General features: G+C 68.6%; 21 protein-coding genes and 1 other RNA gene. 8 read left to right on the forward strand and 14 right to left on the reverse strand.

Annotation, left to right across the window (positions count from 1 at the left end):
- Window positions 1-21: 21 nt before the first annotated feature.
- From MZV50_RS24410 to dapE, 3 genes are read right to left on the reverse strand one after another with little or no spacing between them, the layout of a single operon-like run.
- Window positions 22-942 (reverse strand): glutaminase, encoded by a 921-nt coding sequence (locus MZV50_RS24410; protein ID WP_252631932.1) that lies wholly within the window; start codon window positions 940-942, stop codon window positions 22-24.
- Complete coding sequence (locus tag MZV50_RS24415; RefSeq protein ID WP_252631933.1) at window positions 939-1,379, reverse strand: EamA family transporter; 441 nt, start codon at window positions 1,377-1,379, stop codon at window positions 939-941. Before MZV50_RS24415 ends, MZV50_RS24410 begins: the two co-directional genes overlap by 4 nt.
- Complete coding sequence (dapE, locus tag MZV50_RS24420; RefSeq protein ID WP_252631934.1) at window positions 1,379-2,539, reverse strand: succinyl-diaminopimelate desuccinylase; 1,161 nt, start codon at window positions 2,537-2,539, stop codon at window positions 1,379-1,381. The genes MZV50_RS24415 and dapE overlap by 1 nt, the downstream gene beginning before the upstream one ends.
- 64 nt (window positions 2,540-2,603) lie before the next feature.
- Between dapE and MZV50_RS24425 the strand changes: the two genes are divergently transcribed.
- The 4 genes from MZV50_RS24425 (at window position 2,604) to MZV50_RS24440 (ending at window position 4,747) form a co-directional block, all read left to right on the forward strand.
- Window positions 2,604-3,083 (forward strand): cupin domain-containing protein, encoded by a 480-nt coding sequence (locus MZV50_RS24425; protein ID WP_252631935.1) that lies wholly within the window; start codon window positions 2,604-2,606, stop codon window positions 3,081-3,083.
- A 46-nt stretch (window positions 3,084-3,129) separates the two neighbouring features.
- Window positions 3,130-3,744, forward strand: a complete 615-nt coding sequence (locus tag MZV50_RS24430) for a hypothetical protein (protein WP_252631936.1) — start codon at window positions 3,130-3,132, stop codon at window positions 3,742-3,744.
- Between the two features lie 88 nt (window positions 3,745-3,832).
- Entirely contained in the window at window positions 3,833-4,387 is a 555-nt protein-coding gene (locus MZV50_RS24435; RefSeq protein ID WP_252631937.1) for a hypothetical protein, read from the forward strand.
- A 3-nt stretch (window positions 4,388-4,390) separates the two neighbouring features.
- Complete coding sequence (locus MZV50_RS24440; RefSeq protein WP_252631938.1) at window positions 4,391-4,747, forward strand: hypothetical protein; 357 nt, start codon at window positions 4,391-4,393, stop codon at window positions 4,745-4,747.
- Here MZV50_RS24440 and def read toward each other — a convergent pair.
- The 7 genes from def to ffs all read right to left on the reverse strand — a co-directional run bounded on the left by def (window position 4,744) and on the right by ffs (window position 10,033).
- The gene (gene def / locus MZV50_RS24445; protein WP_252631939.1) at window positions 4,744-5,265 is read right to left on the reverse strand and encodes a peptide deformylase; all 522 of its coding nucleotides are present in this window, start codon (window positions 5,263-5,265) and stop codon (window positions 4,744-4,746) included. The genes MZV50_RS24440 and def overlap by 4 nt on opposite strands.
- 8 nt (window positions 5,266-5,273) lie before the next feature.
- The gene (gene rmuC, locus MZV50_RS24450; protein ID WP_252631940.1) at window positions 5,274-6,575 is read right to left on the reverse strand and encodes a DNA recombination protein RmuC; all 1,302 of its coding nucleotides are present in this window, start codon (window positions 6,573-6,575) and stop codon (window positions 5,274-5,276) included.
- A gap of 53 nt (window positions 6,576-6,628) precedes the next feature.
- Window positions 6,629-6,781: a hypothetical protein gene (locus tag MZV50_RS24455; protein WP_252631941.1), complete on the reverse strand. Its 153-nt coding sequence runs from the start codon at window positions 6,779-6,781 to the stop codon at window positions 6,629-6,631.
- A gap of 111 nt (window positions 6,782-6,892) precedes the next feature.
- Window positions 6,893-7,495 (reverse strand): recombination mediator RecR, encoded by a 603-nt coding sequence (recR, locus tag MZV50_RS24460; RefSeq protein WP_252631942.1) that lies wholly within the window; start codon window positions 7,493-7,495, stop codon window positions 6,893-6,895.
- Window positions 7,496-7,534: 39 nt separating this feature from the next.
- Window positions 7,535-7,864, reverse strand: a complete 330-nt coding sequence (locus MZV50_RS24465) for a YbaB/EbfC family nucleoid-associated protein (protein WP_252631943.1) — start codon at window positions 7,862-7,864, stop codon at window positions 7,535-7,537.
- A gap of 145 nt (window positions 7,865-8,009) precedes the next feature.
- Entirely contained in the window at window positions 8,010-9,845 is a 1,836-nt protein-coding gene (locus MZV50_RS24470; protein WP_252631944.1) for a DNA polymerase III subunit gamma/tau, read from the reverse strand.
- Window positions 9,846-9,935: 90 nt separating this feature from the next.
- Window positions 9,936-10,033: signal recognition particle sRNA small type (gene ffs, locus MZV50_RS24475), an RNA gene on the reverse strand.
- A gap of 94 nt (window positions 10,034-10,127) precedes the next feature.
- On the opposite strand from ffs, the gene nudC reads away from it, so the two are divergent.
- Window positions 10,128-11,069: an NAD(+) diphosphatase gene (gene nudC, locus MZV50_RS24480; protein ID WP_252631945.1), complete on the forward strand. Its 942-nt coding sequence runs from the start codon at window positions 10,128-10,130 to the stop codon at window positions 11,067-11,069.
- Between the two features lie 124 nt (window positions 11,070-11,193).
- Here the strand turns inward: nudC and MZV50_RS24485 are convergent, their stop codons facing one another.
- Complete coding sequence (locus tag MZV50_RS24485; RefSeq protein WP_252631946.1) at window positions 11,194-12,648, reverse strand: AMP nucleosidase; 1,455 nt, start codon at window positions 12,646-12,648, stop codon at window positions 11,194-11,196.
- A 321-nt stretch (window positions 12,649-12,969) separates the two neighbouring features.
- Between MZV50_RS24485 and MZV50_RS24490 the strand changes: the two genes are divergently transcribed.
- Complete coding sequence (locus MZV50_RS24490; RefSeq protein ID WP_252631947.1) at window positions 12,970-14,232, forward strand: dicarboxylate/amino acid:cation symporter; 1,263 nt, start codon at window positions 12,970-12,972, stop codon at window positions 14,230-14,232.
- A gap of 148 nt (window positions 14,233-14,380) precedes the next feature.
- Entirely contained in the window at window positions 14,381-14,806 is a 426-nt protein-coding gene (locus MZV50_RS24495) for a DUF6491 family protein (protein WP_252631948.1), read from the forward strand.
- A gap of 160 nt (window positions 14,807-14,966) precedes the next feature.
- On the opposite strand, the gene MZV50_RS24500 is transcribed toward MZV50_RS24495, so the two are convergent.
- Window positions 14,967-15,854: a 2-dehydropantoate 2-reductase gene (locus MZV50_RS24500; RefSeq protein ID WP_252631949.1), complete on the reverse strand. Its 888-nt coding sequence runs from the start codon at window positions 15,852-15,854 to the stop codon at window positions 14,967-14,969.
- A gap of 61 nt (window positions 15,855-15,915) precedes the next feature.
- On the reverse strand, window positions 15,916-16,629 hold the full coding sequence (locus tag MZV50_RS24505) for a hypothetical protein (protein WP_252631950.1): 714 nt from the start codon (window positions 16,627-16,629) through the stop codon (window positions 15,916-15,918).
- 165 nt (window positions 16,630-16,794) lie between these two features.
- Between MZV50_RS24505 and MZV50_RS24510 the strand changes: the two genes are divergently transcribed.
- Entirely contained in the window at window positions 16,795-17,496 is a 702-nt protein-coding gene (locus tag MZV50_RS24510; protein WP_252631951.1) for a hypothetical protein, read from the forward strand.
- A gap of 70 nt (window positions 17,497-17,566) precedes the next feature.
- Here the strand turns inward: MZV50_RS24510 and MZV50_RS24515 are convergent, their stop codons facing one another.
- Window positions 17,567-18,607: a ribonucleotide-diphosphate reductase subunit beta gene (locus MZV50_RS24515; RefSeq protein WP_252631952.1), complete on the reverse strand. Its 1,041-nt coding sequence runs from the start codon at window positions 18,605-18,607 to the stop codon at window positions 17,567-17,569.
- Window positions 18,608-18,736: the final 129 nt, after the last annotated feature.

The raw sequence follows: 18,736 nt of genomic DNA on the forward strand, positions 1-18,736 counted from the left end.
AGGCGCGGAGGGGGCCGGCTCCTACAGCACCGAGCAGTTGGTGATCTGGCTGAACGCCTCCAACGCCGCCGTGCCGACCACGCTGGTGCCGAAGCGGTCCAGTTCCGGCGCCCACACCGCCACCGTCGCCTTGCCGGGGATCACCGCCACGATCCCGCCGCCGACGCCGCTCTTGGCCGGCAGGCCGACGCGATAGGCGAAGTTGCCGACGCTGTCATAGATGCCGCAGGTCAGCAGCAGGGCGTTCAGCCGTCGGGTCAGGCGCTCGGGGAATACCGTCTCCTGAGCGACCGGCGAAAAGCCGCCCGCCGCCAGCGGCAGGAAGGCCCGCGCCAGCTGGCGGCAGCTCATGGTCAGGGCGCACTGGCGGCAATAGGCGGCCACGACGCTCTCGGGATCGTGGTTCAGCGTGCCCTTGCCGCGCATCAGGCTGGCGATGGCGCGGTTTTGCCAGGCGTTGGCCAGTTCCGAGGCCGCCACGGTCGGGTCGATCTCGAGCCGCTCGTCGGCGAGGAAGCCGGCGAAGTCGCGGACCAGGGCGGCGGGATCCTGGGTCACGTCCATCAGCACGTCGGTGATCGCCAGCGCCCCGGCGTTGATGAACGGATTGCGCGGCACGCCCCGCTCGGCTTCCAGCAGGGACAGGTGGTTGAACGGCGTGCCGGACGGCTCCTTGCCCACCCGCGTCCAGGTCTCGTCGCCCAGGCGATTGAGCGCCAGCCCCAGGGCGAAGACCTTGGTGATGCTCTGGACCGAGAAGCCCTCGTCGGCGTCGCCGATCACATGCTCGTCGCCGTCGACCGTGCGGACGGCCATGCCGAACTTGCTCCCCGGCACGCCGGCCAGTTCCGGGATGTAGTCGGCGGTCCGCCCCTTGCCGAAGTGCGGCTTGACCAGCACGGCCACCTCGGCCAGCACGTCGGGGATCGAGAGCGCCTTCACACGCGCACCGCGACCAGCACCGCGCCGCCCGCGATCAGCGCCACGCCCAGCCAGTTCACCGGCGACAGCTTCTCGCCCAGGAAGACGGCGGCGATGATCGCCACGAACACGACGCTGAGCTTGTCGATCGGCGCGACCTTGGCCGCCTCGCCGATCTTCAGGGCCCGGAAATAGCAGAGCCACGAGGCTCCGGTGGCCAGGCCCGACAGCACCAGGAACAGCCACGACCGACGGGCGATCTCGCCCGGCGCGCGCCACTCGCCCGACACCGTGACGACCAAGGCGGCGAAGGCCAGGATCACCACGGTCCGCACCAGGGTCGCGAGGTTGGAGCCGACGCCCTCGACGCCGATCTTGGCCAGGATCGCGGTCAGGGCCGCGAACACCGCCGAGGCCAGGGCCCAGAAGGGCCAACTCGCCAGGACGGCCTTGGCCATCAGGCGAAGGCCGCGAAGTAGCGGTTGATCAGGGCCTCGTAGGCGTTGGCCAGATGGCGCACTTCCTCGACCGGAACCCGCTCGTCGACCTGGTGCATGGTCGAGCCGACCAGGCCGAACTCGACGACGGGGCAGAGGCTGCGGATGAAGCGGGCGTCGCTGGTGCCGCCGGTGGTCGACAGCTCCGGCACGCGGCCGGTGGCGTCGCCGACGGCGGCCACGATCACGTCGGTGAAGGCGCCCGGCTCGGTCAGGAAGGCCTCGCCGCTGATCTTGCACAGCGCCTCGACCCGGCCTGAAAAGCCCTCGGCCGCCTCGCGGCACTCGCCCTCGATCCAGGCGGCCAGGTCCTTGCCCTTGTGGGCGGGGTTGAAGCGGATGTTCACGCGGGCCTTGGCCGAGGCGGGAATGACGTTAGTGGCGGTGTTGCCGACGTCGACCGTCGTCACCTCCAGGTTCGACGGCTGGAAGCCGGTATAGCCCTCGTCCAGCACCCGACTCTGCAGGCGCGAGAGGATGTCGACCAGCACCGGGATCGGGTTGGCGGCGCGGTGCGGATAGGCCACGTGGCCCTGCGTGCCGTCGACGGCGATCCAGGCGTTGATGCTGCCGCGCCGGCCGATCTTGACTATGTCGCCCAGCAGGTTCGCGCTGGTCGGCTCGCCGACGATGCAATGGTCGATGATCTCGCCCTCGGCGGCCAGGGCCTGCACGACCTTGACCGTGCCGTCCTCGGCCACGCCCTCTTCGTCGCCGGTGATCAGGAAGCTGATCGAGCCGGCGTGCTCGGGAACCTTGGCCACGGCGGCGACGAAGGCGGCGATGGCGCTCTTCATGTCGACCGCCCCCCGGCCGTACAGGATCCCGTCCTTGATCTCGGCCTCGAACGGCCCGGCGGTCCAGGCCGCGTCGTCGCCGACCGGCACCACGTCGGTATGGCCGGCAAAGCAGAGGTTCGGCCGCGCCGTCCCGCGCCGGGCGTAGAGGTTCTCGATCTCGCCGAACTTCATCCGGCGGCAGGTGAAGCCAAGCGTCTCCAGCTGGCGCTGCAGCGTGTCCATCGCCCCCGCGTCGGCCGGGGTCACCGAGGGACGCCGGATCAGGGCTTGAGCCAGGTCGACGGGGTCGATGTTGACGGAAACGGGCGCGGGGCTGGTCATGATCCTGGCTTTAGGCTTCCCTTTCCGCCGACGCAAACCCAGCAAATCCCTTCCAAGGTCCGCGATGCCCAAGATCGATCTCGCCTCGGCGCCGACGCGCATCGGCACGGCCTATCCCGCGCCGTTCAACACACCCTGCCTGCAACGGCATCGCACCAAGCTGGGCGACGCGGTCGGCCTCGACCAGTTCGGCGTCAACCTGCTGCGCCTGCCGCCCGGCGCCTGGTCCAGCCAGCGCCACTGGCACACGGCCGAGGACGAGTTCACCTGGGTGGTCGAGGGCGAGGTGGTGCTGGTCGACAATGACGGCGAGACGACGCTGCGGGCAGGCGACTGCGCGGGCTTCAAGGCCGGTGTCGCCAACGGCCACCACTTCCAGAACCGCTCGGACAAGGATGTGCTGCTGCTGGAGATCGGCTCGCGCAAGCCCGACACCGACGGCTGCGACTATCCGGACATCGACCTGGTGCTCCGCGAAGGCGAAGACGTGTACCGGCATCGTGACGGGACGCCATACGACACCGATCAGGGGCGCAAGCGGTAATAGAAGGCCCATTTCGCTCCGCTCGGACACCGCCTAGGTTGACGGCATGCGCGCGCTCGTCCTCACCTTGCTCCTGGCCGTCTCGTCCTGTTCCGCCCCGCCGGAATCCGCCAAGGCCGCTCCGCCTCAGGCCGGGAGCGGGAACGCGCCGGCCATTCCGGTTCAGGTCTCCTATCGCGTCCAGCAGCAGGGCGGCGGCCTCGGCGTCTTCGTCGACGAGGCGGCGGTCTTCTACGAGGTTGGCGACCCACCGAACCGCGTCTGGGTGCTCGAGCGGCGACGGCGCGACCAGAAGATGGGCCAGGTCACCTTCCGCGCCGACTGGATCGACGGCCGCGCTTGTCCGGCGCTGGAGGCCGCGATCGCCAAGCTTGGCCGACTGCCGCCGATCGGCATGGCCGGCCTGGATACGCGCTCCGGCGTCATGATCAGCGATACGCCAGAGGTGACACTGATGGGTCCGGCGGCGCCCAAGGACGGCGGTTTCATCATGCGGCGGGACACCCAGGGAACGGTCTCCCACTGGTGGTGGGAGACATCGAAGGCGCTCGAAGGCTGCTGGCGGCCGAAACAGCCCTATATCGCCGGCGCCTACGACCTTCGATCCCGGCTGGGCTCGGCCGAGGACGAGGTCAAGGTGATGAGCCCCAAGGCGCGATAGCGCGACGGCCGCCGCGCCACGGCGCGTTCGGAACCTTCACCGCACGGATCGGTTAGTGGGCTCGAATGGTGAGAGTCGGGGAGTCTTCATGAAAACCGTGTTGCGCGTCGCGGCCCTGTGCGTCGCGTTTCTCGCGCCCGTATCCACACGCGCCCAGGACGCTTCGAAATTCGATCCGGCCACTATCGACCTGGCCAAGCTGATCGCCTGCCGCACCTATCAGCCGGCCCAGTACAACGCCCTGGCGTTCTGGATGGCGGAAGACGACGGCAAGGCGGCGCTGGCGCATCTTGGTCTGTCGGAAACGCCGTCCGCCAACCCGATGCTGCGCACCTTCACGCTGAAGGCGCCGCTGACCGTGTTCGGACGCCAGACTCGCCAGATCGCCTTCGCCAGCTCGGGTCCGCTGGCCATACTGGACGAGGCCGATCCGCATCCGCTGGCTCGCGAGCTGGGCGTGAAGGCGGCCGTCGATACGCCCGGGAAGTTCCTGGGCGAGCGCGAGATCTCCGCCGCGTCGGAAAAGGACGAGAAGACCGGCATGACCTTCAGCAGCCGCGTCGCGCTGAACGTCTCGACCGTCACCTCGCATCCCGGCAAGACGCTGGCGGGGTGCAGCTATGTCATCGATGTCTTGGGCTAGGCCATGCGAAACCCAGATCTCATCGCGGCGCTGACCGCCGTGGCCTTGCTGGCGAGCGGCGGCGCCGCCAAGGCCCAGGACATCTACATCGGCACGGTCGCGGTCGAGAAGGACGTGGTCGTGCTGACCCGCTGCGATCTCGCCCAGAACCGATACGTCCTGCGCGACCGCAAGGGCGAGGCGCGGCGTCCGGTCGCCGACCTGCGCGAGCGCCTCAAGCGCCTCAGGGCGCCGGTCTATGTCGAGGTGATCGGCGAATATGCCGAGCAGGGTGAGGACAACGCCCTGGACGTCATCGGCCTGGAGAACCTCGAGGCCGGCAAGTCATGCCATCTGACCGACGCGCTGGAGGCGCGCTAAGCGGCCCGGCGCGCCTTCTTGACCTTGGCGATGGCGCGATCGCGGCGCAGGCGCGAGAGGTGGTCGATGAACAGGACGCCTTCCAGGTGGTCCATCTCGTGCTGAATGCAGACGGCGAACAGGCCCTCGGCCTCCTCGACGACGGTCTCGCCCTGGTAGTTCATGTAGCGGATGGTGACCTTCGACGGGCGCTCGACCTCGTCGAAATATTCCGGCACCGACAGGCAGCCTTCCTCGTAGCCCAGGGTCTCTTCCGAGCTCGAGAGGATCTCGGGATTGACGAAGTAGCGCGGCGCCGGCTCCTCGCCCTCGCGGGCCAGGTCCATGGTGATGACGCGAATCGGTTCGCCGACCTGCACGGCGGCCAGACCGATGCCGGGGGCGTCGTACATGGTTTCCAGCATGTCATCCATCAGGGCGCGCAGTTCGTCGGTGACGGCCTCCACGGGCGTGGAGATCTTCTTGAGAACCGCCAGGTCGGCGGCGTTATCGACGGTGAGGATGCGACGGATAGCCATGATGAACGTCAGGTAGGCGTCTCATTTCCGAGCGTCAAGGTGGGAGATTGTCCCGCCCCGGCCTGGGCCGTTCCCAACTTGGTGAGCGGACGGACGGCCTGTTCGACCGGCGCCGGCTCGGCGATTTCCTTGCCCTCGTGATCGACCGACAGGTCCTCGAAGCGGCGAGCCTGGGTCAGGACCTGACTCTCCAGCGAGCCGACGAACTGGTTGTACTTGCCCACGGCGCTCTCCAGCGCCTTGCCCATGGCCCCGGCATGGGCGCCCATGACCGAGACGCGCTTGTAGAGCTCGCGGCCGACCTCGACGATGCGGGCGGCGTTCTTGGCCTGGTCCTCGGCCCGCCAGCCATAGGCCACCGCCTTGCAGAGGGCGAACAGGGTGGTGGGCGTGACCAGCACCACCCGCCGGTCCATGGCTTCCGCCATCAGTTCGGGCAGGCGGTCCAGGGCGGCGGCCAGGAAGCCGTCGCCGGGCACGAACATGGCCACGAAGTCGGGCGAGCCCTCGGCGTTGAACTGGTCCCAATAGGCCTTGGACGCCAAGCCCTGCATGTGGGACCGGACGCTGGCGGCGTGGCGGACCATGGCGGCCTCGCGCAGACCTTCGTCGGTCGCCTCCTGGGCCTCGAGGAAGGCGTTCAGCGAGCACTTGGCGTCGATCACGAACACCCCGCCGCCCGGCAGGGTGACCTTGACGTCGGGCCGGCGGCGGCCTTCCTCGCTGTCGACGCTGAACTGCTCCTGGAAGTCGAAGCGGCTGTTCAGGCCGGCGGCCTCCAGCACGTTGCGCAGGGTCTGCTCGCCCCAGCGGCCCTGGACCCCGGCCCCGCGGCGCAGGGCGGCCGACAGCTTGCGGGCCTCGGCCTGGGTGGCGGTCGAGGCCTCCATCAGGGCGGCGATCTGGGCCTTGAGGCCGCCGGTCTCTTCGGCGCGGGCCTTCTCGACCGCGGTGACCTGGGCCTCGAACTTGGCCAGGGTTTCGGCCACCGGCTTCAGCTGGGCCTCCAGGCGCGCCTGGGCCAGGTTGTCGCGACTCTTGGCGTTCTCGTCGGCGCGCTTGATCAGCTGTTCGGCGATGGCGTTGGCGCTCTGGGCGGCCTGGGCGCGGATCAGTTCGAGCTGGGTGGCGCTCTGATCCTCCAGGAGGCGGTGGCGTTCCTCGGCCTGGGCCACACGCTCGTTCAGCATCCAGGCCTGGGCCTCGGCCTTGGCGGCGCGGCGCTGGCTGGCGACCGCCCACAGGGCGCAGGCGATGGCCGCGAGGGCGAAGACGACGGCCAGGATCAGAAACGGATCAGAGAAGTTCATGCTCCGTTCTTAGGGGGAGTCGGCGGCGGCATAAAGACCGCCGCCGCGCAGGATCAATCGTCGCCGTCGGCCAGGTCGGCGATCATGCCGCTGATCGGTTCACCGCCGAAGCCGGTGACGTTGTGGCCACGATCGACCACGCCGACCTTGGCGGGGTGCGGCGCTTCGGTCTCGACCTCGGGGGTTTCGTCTTGGGGAGTGCTCATCGGAAAGTCTCTCCGCTCACACGGCGACGATCGCCAGCGTGGCGAGGCTGAGCTTGCCACCGCCTTCGCGGTCTTGTCAGGGCGTGATTGCTACGGTCCGGAGATTTTCCGTCAGGCCGGTCGCCGAGCGCGCAGCGCCTGGGCGATGGTGCCGTCGTCGAGCCAGTCCAGGTCGCCGCCGACCGGCACGCCGCGCGCCAGCATGGTCACCGGCACATTGGTCCGGGCCAGGCGGTCGGCGATGTAGTGGGCGGTCGTCTGGCCATCGACCGTGGCCGGCAGGGCCAGGATGACCTCGGCCACCTCGCCGTCGCCCACGCGGGCCGCGAGCTCGCCGATCCGCAAGGCTTCGGGTCCCACGCCGTCCAGCGCCGACAACAGGCCGCCCAGCACGTGATAGCGGCCCCGGAACGAGCCGCCGCGCTCCATGGCCCAGACCGAGCCGACCTCCTCGACCACGCACAGCAGGCGCCGGTCGCGCGCGCCGTCGGCGCAGATCGCGCAGGGATCGGTGACGTCCAGCGAGCCGCAGGTCGAGCAGGTCCGGACCTTGGCCTGGGCCTCGGCCATCGCCAGGGCCAGCGGCGCCAGCAAGGTGTCGCGCTTCTTCAGCAGGGCCAGAGCCGCCCGCCGGCCCGAGCGCGGACCCAGGCCCGGCAGCTTGGACAGCAGGGCGATCAGGCGCTCGATCTCGGGTCCGGCGGAGGAGGCCATTCTTTTCCTTGATCCCTTTCCAGCGGAAAGGGTGGGTCCCTAGAACTTCATCCCAGGCATGCCGCCCATCAGGCCCGCCATCGGGCCGGCGGCGTCCTGCATCATCTGGGCCTGCTTGGCGTCGAGCTTCTTCTTGGCGTCGGCGTGGGCGGCGACGATCAAGTCGGCGATCACCTCGCCCTCGCCCGGCTCGATCAGGCTCTCGTCCAGCGTCACCTTGGCCAGCTCGCCCGTGCCCTTCAGCACGACCGTGACCATGCCGCCGCCCGAGGTGCCCTCGACGGTGCTTTCGGCCAGGCGCGCCTGGGCGTCCTGCAGCTTCTGTTGCATGGCCTGGGCCTGCTTCATCAGGCCGCCGAGGTCTTTCATTGTCTCAATCTCCAACTCTGTCGATTTCCCCTCCCCTTGATGGGGAGGGGTAGGGGTGGGGTGATGCGGCGGTCGATGCAGCGCGCGGCGGCCGCCTCGGCAGTCACCCCCATCCCAACCCTTCCCCCATCAAGGGTGAAGGGCGTTATCCCTCTTCCTCGTCGGGCTCCAGCGGCGGCGTCTCGGGCGTGAGCAGCTTGCGGATCTCGACGATCTCGGCGCCAGGGAAGGCCGACAGCACCGACGACACGAAGGGATCCTTCTTGATCTCCTCCAGCGCCTCGCGCTCCTCGCGCTTCTGGCGCTCCATCAGGCTCTCGGCCCCGCCGCCGCCCTCGGCGGCGACCAACCAGGGCTGGCCGGTATATTCCTTCAGGGCGCGGACCAGGCGGCCGGCCAGGTTGGCGGGCGCTCCGGGGGCGGCCTCGAAGGTGATGGCGCCGGGCCGGAAGCTGATCGGGCGGACATATTGCTCGACGTCCAGCCGCAGTCCGATGTCGCGCTTGGCGGCGATCAAAGCGAGGACGTCGTCGAACGAGGCCAGCACCGGCATGGCCTGGGCGCCGGGCGCGGCCATGGTCACCGGGGCGTGGGCGGTCGCGCCGCCGCCGGCCGAGCCGCCCCCGCCCATTCCCCCATTGGCGGCGACACCGCCGCCAGGACCACCGCCGCCGATCGGCGAACCGTCGCGCAGAGCCTTCAGCGCCTCTTCCGGACCGGGCAGGTCGGCGGCGTAGCACAGGCGGATCAGCGCCATCTCGGCCGCGGCCATGGCGTCGGGCGCGCGGCGCACCTCGTCGTGGGCCTTCAGCAGCATCTGCCACAGCCGCGACAGCGTGCCGGCCGAGGTATGAGCCCCGATCGCGGCCAGGCGCGCGGCCTGCTCCTTGGGCATCGACAGGGCGTCTGGCCCCAGGGCCTTGGACACCGCCGAGGCGTGGCAGTGGTCCAGCACGTCCAGCATCACCACCGCAGGGTCGGCCCCGAAGCCCCATAGGGCGCGGAAGCCTTCCAAGGCGTCCTTGGTCTTGCCGGCCATGACGTTTTCGAACAGGGCGATGGTCTGGCCGCGATCGGCCAGGCCCAGCATGTCGCGGACGACGGCCGAGGTGACGGTCGCGCCGCGATCGGTCTGGACGATGGCCTGGTCCAGCAGCGACAGGCCGTCACGCACCGAGCCCTCGGCCGCGCGGGCGATCAGGGCCAGGGCGTCCATCTCGATCCGCGCGCCTTCCTTGGCCGAGATGCGGTCGAAATGCTTGACCAGCACGTCCGGCTCGACCCGGCGCAGGTCGAAGCGCTGGGTGCGCGACAGGATGGTCACCGGCACCTTGCGGATCTCGGTGGTGGCGAAGATGAACTTGGCGTGCGGCGGCGGCTCTTCCAGCGTCTTCAGCAGGGCGTTGAACGCCGCCGTCGACAGCATGTGCACTTCGTCGATGATGTAGACCTTGTAGCGCGCCTCGACCGGGGCGTAGCGCACCCCGTCTAGCAGCTCGCGCATCTCGTCGACCTTGGTGCGCGAGGCGGCGTCGAGTTCCAGCACGTCCATGTGCCGGCCCTCGATAATGGCGCGGCAGTGGTAGCCCTCGGTTGTCAGGTCGACCGAGGGGCCCTTGACGGTGTCGGTCTCGTAGTTGAGCGCGCGGGCCAGCAGGCGCGCGGTCGTGGTCTTGCCGACGCCGCGCACACCGGTGAGCATGAAGGCGTGGGCGATGCGGCCGGTCGCGAAGGCGTTGGCCAGGGTGCGGACCATGGCCTCCTGGCCGATCAGGTCCTCGAAGGTGCGCGGACGATATTTCCGCGCCAGCACCGTATAGGCGTCGCCGGTCTCGGGCGGCGGATCCTGGACGACAGGACGCGACTCTTCGGGCGCGGGCGCGGGGCCGCCGAAGATGTCGGCGGTGTTCTCGTCGCGCTCGGCGGGCGCCTCGTCCCACGGCGGCGCGGAATCAGGCGAGAGGTCGTCGTGGTCGGCCATGGGCTGAGTGTAGTGGGGCGAAGGGCGCGGCAAAAGACCCGGCCCGCGCGGACCGACCATCTGCTGACAGATTTCGCTGAATTTGGGGGAAGGTGGAGACCGGACAGCGACCCAGAGGTGATCTCGTTGTGGCTGCTGCCTCTCGGCCCTGACCAGGTTGGCGAGGCTTCCGTCCGCGCCGATCTCCGAGGCCTATATCGCGACTCATCGCGGCGGATGCAAGACGCATGACGCACATGCGACGTCGTGACGAACAATCACGCTCGCGCTAGAGGTTCGTTCATGCCCCTCTCGATCATCACCAACACCTTCGCCGGCAACCCCTTGAACCGCGACAGCGAGCGTCGCGGCGACGAGGTGTTCATCGCCGAAAAGCTGGCCGACGCCGAATCCCTGGCCGTGGCGCTGTGGAACGGCAAGCCGCTGGTCGAGGACATCCTGGGCGAGGACGGCAAGCCCACCGGTGTCCAGATCGCCTATCTGCGGGCCGACATGGCCCAGGACCTGGCCGGCGGCAGCGAGAAGCTGCTGTATCTGGGGCTGTGGAAGGACATCGCCGTGTTCGCGGTCGACATCGACACGGCCTCGGACCCGGCCGAGGGGCCGCTGCAGGGCCTGGGCCGGTTCGAGGAACTGCGCGGCGCGGCGGCGACCATGCCCCAGGCCGACGCCGGCATCCTGGCCACGGCCAAGTCGATGTTCGAATGGCGCCGACGCCACCGCTGGTGCAGCGCCTGCGGCCAGAAGACCGAGGTGGCCGACGGCGGCTGGAAGCGCATCTGCCCCGCGTGCGACGCCGAGCACTTCCCCCGCACCGACCCGGTGGCGATCATGCTGGCCATCCATGACGGCAAGTGCCTGCTGGGCCGCCAGGCCGCCTGGCCGGCCGGCATGTACTCGGCCCTGGCCGGCTTCATCGAACCCGGCGAGACCATCGAGGAGGCTTGCGCCCGTGAGCTGCACGAAGAGGCCGGACTGAAGGCGACGGCCGTCCGCTACCACTCCAGCCAGCCTTGGCCATGGCCCAGCTCGCTGATGATGGGCCTGATGGCCGACGTCGAGACCGCCGACGCCGCCCCGGACCAGACCGAGCTGGAAGCCGTGCGCTGGTTCACCAAGGAAGAGGCCGCGCGGCTGATCAAGGGCGAGTTCGAGGACGGCCTCTTCGCCCCGCCCCCACTGGCGATCGCCCACCAGCTGATCAAGGCCTGGGCGGAGGGGTAGTCACTTGCCCCCTCCGGGCCTTCGGCCCTCCTCCCCCGGAGGGGGAAGAAGGTTCACCTTCCGCCCCCGCTGGGGGCGGACGATCGCGAAGCGATCAGGTGGGGGCCTGCTGAGCCTGCCGTCCTTACCTGAACGGCGGCTCGTCGAACGCCCGGAGCTTGCGCGAGTGCAGGTTGGGCCCTTCGGCGTGCAGCAGCTTGCAGGCCATGATGCCGATCTGCAGGTGCTGGCTGATCGCCCGCTCGTAGAAGGCGTTGGCCTGGCCGGGCAGCTTGATCTCGCCATGCAAGGGCTTGTCCGACACGCACAGCAGCGTCCCGTACGGCACCCGGAAGCGGTAGCCCTGGGCCGAGATGGTCGCGCTTTCCATGTCGATGGCCACGGCCCGGCTCTGGTTGAAACGCAGGGCCGAGAGGCTGTGGCGCAGTTCCCAGTTGCGGTCGTCGGTGGTGACGACGGTGCCGGTGCGCAGGCGGCGCTTCAGCTGGTCGCCGCTGTCGCCGCTGATCGCCTTGGACGCGTCGTACAGCGCCCGCTGGACCTCGGCGATCGAGGGCACCGGGATCTCGGGCGGCAGCACCGCGTCCAGCACGTGGTCGTCGCGCAGATAGGCGTGGGCAAGGACGTAGTCGCCGATGGTCTGGGTGTCGCGCAGGCCGCCGCAGTGGCCGATCATCAGCCAGGCCTGCGGACGCAGCACCGCCAGGTGGTCGCAGATGGTCTTGGCGTTGGACGGGCCGACGCCGATATTGACCAGGGTCACGCCCGAGCCGCCCGGGGCCATCAGGTGGTAGGCCGGCATCTGGTGCTTGCGCCAGGTCGACTCCGCCACCGCCAGTTCTGGATTGGCCGTGTTGGCGGTGATGGTCAGGCCGCCAGCGCAGGACAGGGCCGTATAGGGGCTGTCCGCCGCCTTCAGCTGCTCGATGCCCCAGCGCACGAACTCGTCGACATAGCGGTTGTAGTTCGTGAACAGGATGAACTGCTGCACGTCCTCGGCCGGGGCGCCGGTGTAGTGCTTGAGCCGCGCCAGCGAGAAGTCGGTGCGCAGGCCGTCGAACAGCGACAGCGGCCGCGTCTCCTCCAAGGCCGGGTTCCAGACCCCGTCGGCGATCTCGTCGCCGATGAAGGCCAGGTCCGTGGTCGGGAAGAAGCGGGCGATGTCCTCGCTGCGCACGTCGGCCTGGTTCAGGTCGATGGTGGCGTCCAGCACGTAGGGATAGGGGATCTCTTGGCGCGAGCGATCGACCTCGATCTCGACCTCGAAGTCGTCCATCAGGAGGCTCAGTTGCTCGACCAGATAGTTCTTGAACTGGGCCGGCTTGGTGACGGTCGTCGAATAGACGCCGGGACGGCTGACGCGGGCGTACGAGCGGGCCAGCTTGGGCGGCAGGGCCTCGGGGTCGTAGGTCAGCCGCAGCTCGGGATAGGCGAACGTGCCGTCGAACCGCGTCTGCGGGTCCGGGCGGGTTCCATTTTCGAGATAGGCGCGCAGGGCGGTCCGGAGAGCGTCGACGGCGCGTTCGTATTCGTCATTGAGCCGTTCGACGACGGCGATTGCTTTTTCTTGGTTTGACATGGGTCCTTATAGCGGCGTTTCGCGACATTGGCGAGACATCGGGCCCGCCCATGAGAATGATTTCTTACTTAGCGCCCAATCCATCCAGATGAGGAAGTCGAACGGCCTTCCGTCTCTACAGACTGAGCCTGTTTATGCGGCTTGCCTCGAAACTACCCAGACCAGCCCGTCGCAAGAGCATGGACGAACCCGTCCGGGTCGGCCACAAGGGCGGAAATGCTCAAGGAAGGCGCGAATGGCGGCGCGGGCGTTCTCGCGCGTCGTTCCTTCCGTAAACCAGAATACGCCGTCGACGCTCGCGTGGAGCGCCAGGGGGACTGAATGAACAAACGCTTCGCCTTTCTGATCGTGGCGGCCATGGTCCTCGGCGTCGCCGTGGGCTGGGCCTGCAACCAGTTCCTGGATCCCGCCCACGCGGCCGAGGCCGCCAAGTGGTTCAAGCTGGGCACCGATCTGTTCCTGCGCCTGATCAAGATGATCATCGCGCCCCTGGTCTTCACCACCCTGGTGGCGGGCATCGCCCACATGGAGGACGCCGCCTCGGTCGGCCGCATCGGCGTCAAGACCATGGGCTGGTTCATCAGCGCCTCGGCCGTGTCGCTGCTGCTGGGCCTCTTGATGGTCCACCTGCTGCAGCCGGGCGCAGGCCTCGTCTTGAGCGACGCGGTCTCGGGCGGCGCGGCGGCGCCGGCGGCCTCGACCGAAGGCTTCACCCTGCAGACCTTCATCACCCACCTGGTGCCGACCTCGATCTTCGACGCCATGGCCAAGAACGAGATCCTGCAGATCGTCGTCTTCTCGCTGTTCGTCGGCACGGCCGTCGCCTCGCTGGACAACAAGGCCCCGCAGATCATGGAGCTGGCCGAGCAAGGCGCCCAGATCATGCTGAAGGTCACTAGCTTCGTCATGAAGCTGGCCCCGCTGGCCATCTTCTGCGCCCTGGCCGCCTCCATCGCCACCCAGGGCATCTCGATGCTGGTGGTCTACGGCAAGTTCGTGCTGGGCTTCTACGCCACCATGGGCGTGCTGTGGGGCCTGCTGTTCCTGGCCGCCTTCGTGGTGATCGGCAAGCGGGTCATCCCGCTGTTCGGCGTGATCCGCGACCCGGCCCTGCTGGCCTTCTCGACCGCCTCTTCGGAAGCCGCCTATCCGCGCATCCTGGACGGCCTGCCCAAGGTCGGCGTGCGCCGCCGCATCGTCTCGTTCGTGCTGCCGCTGGGCTACTCGTTCAATCTCGACGGCTCGATGCTGTACTGCACCTTCGCCACCATGTTCATCCTGCAGGCGCATGGCGTGCACCTGTCGATCCAGCAGCAGATCTTCATGCTGGCGCTGCTGATGGTGACGTCCAAGGGCATCGCCGGCATCCCGCGCGCCTCGCTGGTGGTGATCATGGCCACCCTCACCCACTTCGGCATGCCCGACGCCTGGATCGCCCTGGTCCTCGGCGTCGACCACCTGCTGGACATGGGCCGCAGCGCCACCAACGTCGTCGGCAATAGCGTCGCCGCCGCCGTGGTCGCCAAGTGGGAAGGCGAGCTGGACGACATCGTCCCCGACGAGGCCGAAACCGCCAAGGCCTGAAGCCCTTTCAGACCTCGATTTCAGAAGGCCCGCCTCTCCCTGGGAGGCGGGCCTTTTCGTGTACAGTTTCAAATGTACAGTAAAAACTTGACAAGGGCCGGGAGAGGCCCAATCTCTTGATCCGAGGGACCTTTAGGACGACCACGCCATGAGCAAGCTCACCCAAGTCACGCGCACCGCGCTGATCGGGCTCGCCATCGCCGCTGGCCTGAGCGCCACGGCCGCTTCGGCGGCGCAAGGCGACGCTCCGACCAAGGCGGTCAAGCCGGCCCGCCAGTGCTTCTACCTCTCCGATTGGCGCGGCTGGACCGCCCCGGACAAGGACACCCTGTACATGAAGGTGCGGGGCCGAGACGTCTATCGCGTCGACCTGTCCTGGGGCTCCAACCAGCTGACCTGGCCGGGCACCCACCTCGTCTCGATCGTGCGCGGCAGCGACAGCATCTGCAACCCGCTGGACCTGGACCTGCGGGTTTCGGACGGCATGGGCTTCTCGACCCCCATCCGCGCCAAGACGATCACCAAGCTGACCCCGGACGAGGTCAAGGCGATCCCGAAGAAGTACCAGCCGTAAGGCTGGCTCCGACCGCCCTACCGCCGCTCATCCCCGCGAAAGCGGGGACCCAAGCTGACTCTCGGCTGTGGCGCGGTCAGCGAGAAACTCTCAACGCCGCTTGGGTCCCCGCTTTCGCGGGGATGAGCGGCTTTGGGGCCGTTCCAGATATTGAACCGATCTACCCCGCGGCCGCGTTCAGCAGGGCGACGATCATCGCGTTGGCCGGGGTGGCGATCCCATGCTTCTCGCCCCGACGCACGATGACGCCGTTGCGGGCGTCCAGCTCCATCGGCCGGCCGGCGGCGCGGTCGGCCAGCAGCGAATTGACCATGTCCGGCGGCCCGGCGCGGTAGCCCTCGACCACCTGCTCGCCGATGTCATCCGAGAGGGTCGCACCCTCGGCCCGGCCCACCGCCACGCACTCGGCGACCAGGGTCTTCATCACCGCCGCCGCGCCCGGATCATGGGCCACGCCCGAGGGCTTCAGGGTCATGGCGTTGACCGCCCCGGCCGCGTTCAGGGCCAGCTTGCGCCAGGCCACCGAGACGAAGTCGTCGGTCGTGGCCACGTCGATCGGGCAGCCCTCGAACAGCGCCACGAACGCCTCGCCCGCCGCGCCTTCCGGCACGCGGATCCAGCCATAGCGCCGCTGGCGGAAGACGCCCGGCCCGGGCCGCTCGGCGGGAAAGTCGACGATCACCGGCACAAGGTTCTCGTCGGCCACGCGGCCGGCGAAGGCCTCGCGGTGTTCGACGCCGTTGCGGATCACCGCCACCCTGGTGTCGGGCCCCACCAGGGTCTTCAGCCACGGGGCGGCGGTCGCGTCGTCATAGGCCTTGGTCGCCACCAGCACCCAGTCGACCGGCGCCAGGCCCCTTTCCTCAAGGATTTCTGGCGAGGTCACAAGGCGCGGGGTGGCGGTCACCTCGCCGTCCGGCGTCTCCAGCACCAGCCGCTCGAACGGCGTGCGGACGCAGACGGTCAGGTCCAGGTCGCCGCGCTGGGCCAGCCACGTGGCCAGGGTTCCGCCGATGGCGCCGGGTCCGATCAGGGCGAGGGTGGTCATGGGCGAGCTCCGACGGGGGTCGGCCCGTCCTAGTCCGGCTCGGCGGCCGGGTCACGCATTTCTAGCGCTTGCGGACGCTGGCCTCGGGCGCGATGAAGCTGCCTTGCACGGGGATGGAGCACGGCGTGCGCCCCAGGCGCACTTCGCCCTGGCGGTCCTTGGACTTGCGACCCGCGCCGAACTTGATCGAGCAGTTGAGGACGCGAAAATAGTCGGCGTCCGGCGTCGCGGCGCCGGGCTTGGGATCGCCATAGCCTCCGCCCGTCGGCCCCGCCGCGGCCACCGCGTCGTAATAGGCCCGCTTGCCCGGATCCATCGGCGCCGCGTAGCTCGGCGCCCCGGCGCGCAGCCGGCCCAGTTTCTCCTCGCAGGCCTCGCGCTCCTCGCGTGAGGCGGACGCCAACCCCGAGCAGCCGGCTCCGGCGCGGAGAGCGGCGCGCAGAGCGTCCGGCGCGACGGCGCCCACGGCCGGGGTCGGCGCGGCGCCGGCGGGCGCGGAGACGACCGGCGGAACTTGATCAGCCCTTGGCGTGGCCACCGGTGCGGGTGCGGCCACGTCCGCAAGCGGCGATTTCCGGATCGCGCCGGATCGCGCCGGCGAGGGCGTCGGCCTTTCGGGCCTTAGCAGCTCGACCGACATCGAGGACAGGTCGGGACCGATCGCCAGCAGGGTCGGCGCGGTCGGCCAGGCCAACCAGACCAGCACCACGACGTGCAGCGCCAGCGACGCCGCCGCGATGATCACCAGCCGTCGCCGCCGCCTGAATGCCCGCATCCCCACGGCCCCCAACCTCAGGCTGCGATATCGCGGTTCAGTTGTGTCGGAAGCGGGGCCGCGGCGAGGCGGAAACGGCCAAGGTTCAAGGCGCTGGCCTTACCCCTCCTCGTCTTGGCAAGGCGCGCGACTTGAACGTTCCATCGCTCCGCGCGCTATCCAAGCGTGAGAGGACGCATCCGCTTTCCCGGCAACCCCTGGCCCGACGGACACCCCGTCGCCGCCTTCGTCCTGAGCGCCGCCCTGGATCCGCGCCATGGCGTGGGCCTGCTGCTGCATCTGGAAAGCCAGGCCTATGACGCCGAAGGCCCCGGCGTGGAGACCGACGATGACGCCGACTGGACATCGCCGGACGTCTGGCTGAACTACGGCGAGGCGACGCTGTCCAACACCCACTGGGGTTACCTGGAGGAGCAGCTGATCCGGCTGGACCAGCCGCCGTTTCGCCGTTTCGACCCGATGGCCCTCGCGGGGCGGACCTTCGCGTTCGATCCGGTCGAGACCCTGGCGCCAGACTGGTCGCCAAGCGACCAACCGTTCCAGATCTACCTATTGGGCCACGACGCGGTCGCCGAGCACCACATCGCCTTCACCGCGGGCGCGGCGCCGGGCCTGCTCGACATCGTCTGGCGCGGCCGCGTCGCGCTCGCCTATGCCGGCGACGAGGACTTCAAGCACACCTTCGAGGCCCAGCTGCGCGATGTCCCGTTCAGCCATATCGAGCTGGACACCGACGCCGACATCGCCCCCGCGCGCCGCGAGGCCGCCGCCCAGGCGTTGCTCGGGAAGTTCGTCGCCCATCCCGATGCCTGGCGCTTCGTCGCCGGCGCCAGCCAGGCCGACAAGGACCGCTTCGTTCCGGCCTGACCGCGAAACGACGAAGGGCGAGACCGGCCGCCGCCGATCCCGCCCTTCACCACGCCCCTCGTGAAAGGGTTTATTCCGCCGGCGTCAGGTCCGAGCGCTTCTTCATCATCTCGTCGAAGCTGGTCCAGACACCCTCGGCGCCGTGCCATTGGCCCTTGGTCGCGGCCTTGGAGTACTCGGTCGCCCGGGCCTCGAAGAAGTTGGCGTGCTCGACGCCCGACAGCAGCGACTGCAGCCAGGGCAGCGGGTTTTCCTTGACGCCGTACACTTCCGGCAGCTGCAGCTGGCGCAGACGCCAGTCGGCGATGAAGCGGATGTACTGCTTGATGTCGTCGGGGGTCATGCCCTGGATGTCGCCGGCCTCGAAGGCCAGGTCGATGAAGGCGTCCTCCATCTTCACCACGGTCTTGCAGCAGTCGACGATGTCGTCGGCCACGGCCTTGGTCACCGCGCCCGTCTCCTTGTTGAAGGCGTGGTACAGCTTGATGATGCCGTCGCAGTGCAGGCTCTCGTCGCGGATCGACCACGAGACGATCTGGCCCATGCCCTTCATCTTGTTGAAGCGCGGGAAGTTCATCAGCATCGCGAACGAGGCGAACAGCTGCAGGCCTTCGGTGAAGCCCCCGAACATCGCCAGGGTGCGGCAGATGTCGGCGTTGGAGTCGACGCCGAAGGTCTGCATGTAGTCATGCTTGTTCTTCATGGCCTCGTATTCCATGAACGCCGAGAACTCGGTCTCGGGCATGCCGATGGTCTCGAGCAGCAGGGCGTAGGCCGCGATATGGATTGTCTCCATGTTCGCGAACGAGGCCAGCATCATCTTCACTTCGGTCGGTTTGAACACCCGACCGTAGCGCTCCATGTAGTTGTCCTGCACCTCGACGTCGGACTGGGTGAAGAAGCGGAAGATCTGCGTCAGCAGGTTCCGTTCCTTGTCGTTCAGCTTGACGGCCCAGTCCTTGAGGTCCTCACCCAACGGCACCTCTTCCGGCATCCAGTGGACCTGCTGCTGCTTCTTCCAGAAGTCGTAGGCCCACGGATAGCGGAACGGCTTATAGCCGCCCGAAGGGGTCATCAGGCCAGGCAGGATCAGCGACGACGGAGCGGACATGACAGGGCCTCGGGGCAGAATCGACGAAGAGCGCTAAGGTCAATCACCCTATCAAAGCCTTCGCGTTCATCTAGTGGTGTCGACGTCGCGCCCACACAAGATGTTGTGAGTGGCATGTGGATAAGCCGG

The sequence above is a fragment of the Caulobacter segnis genome (genome assembly GCF_023935105.1).
Lineage (GTDB): Bacteria > Pseudomonadota > Alphaproteobacteria > Caulobacterales > Caulobacteraceae > Caulobacter > Caulobacter segnis_B.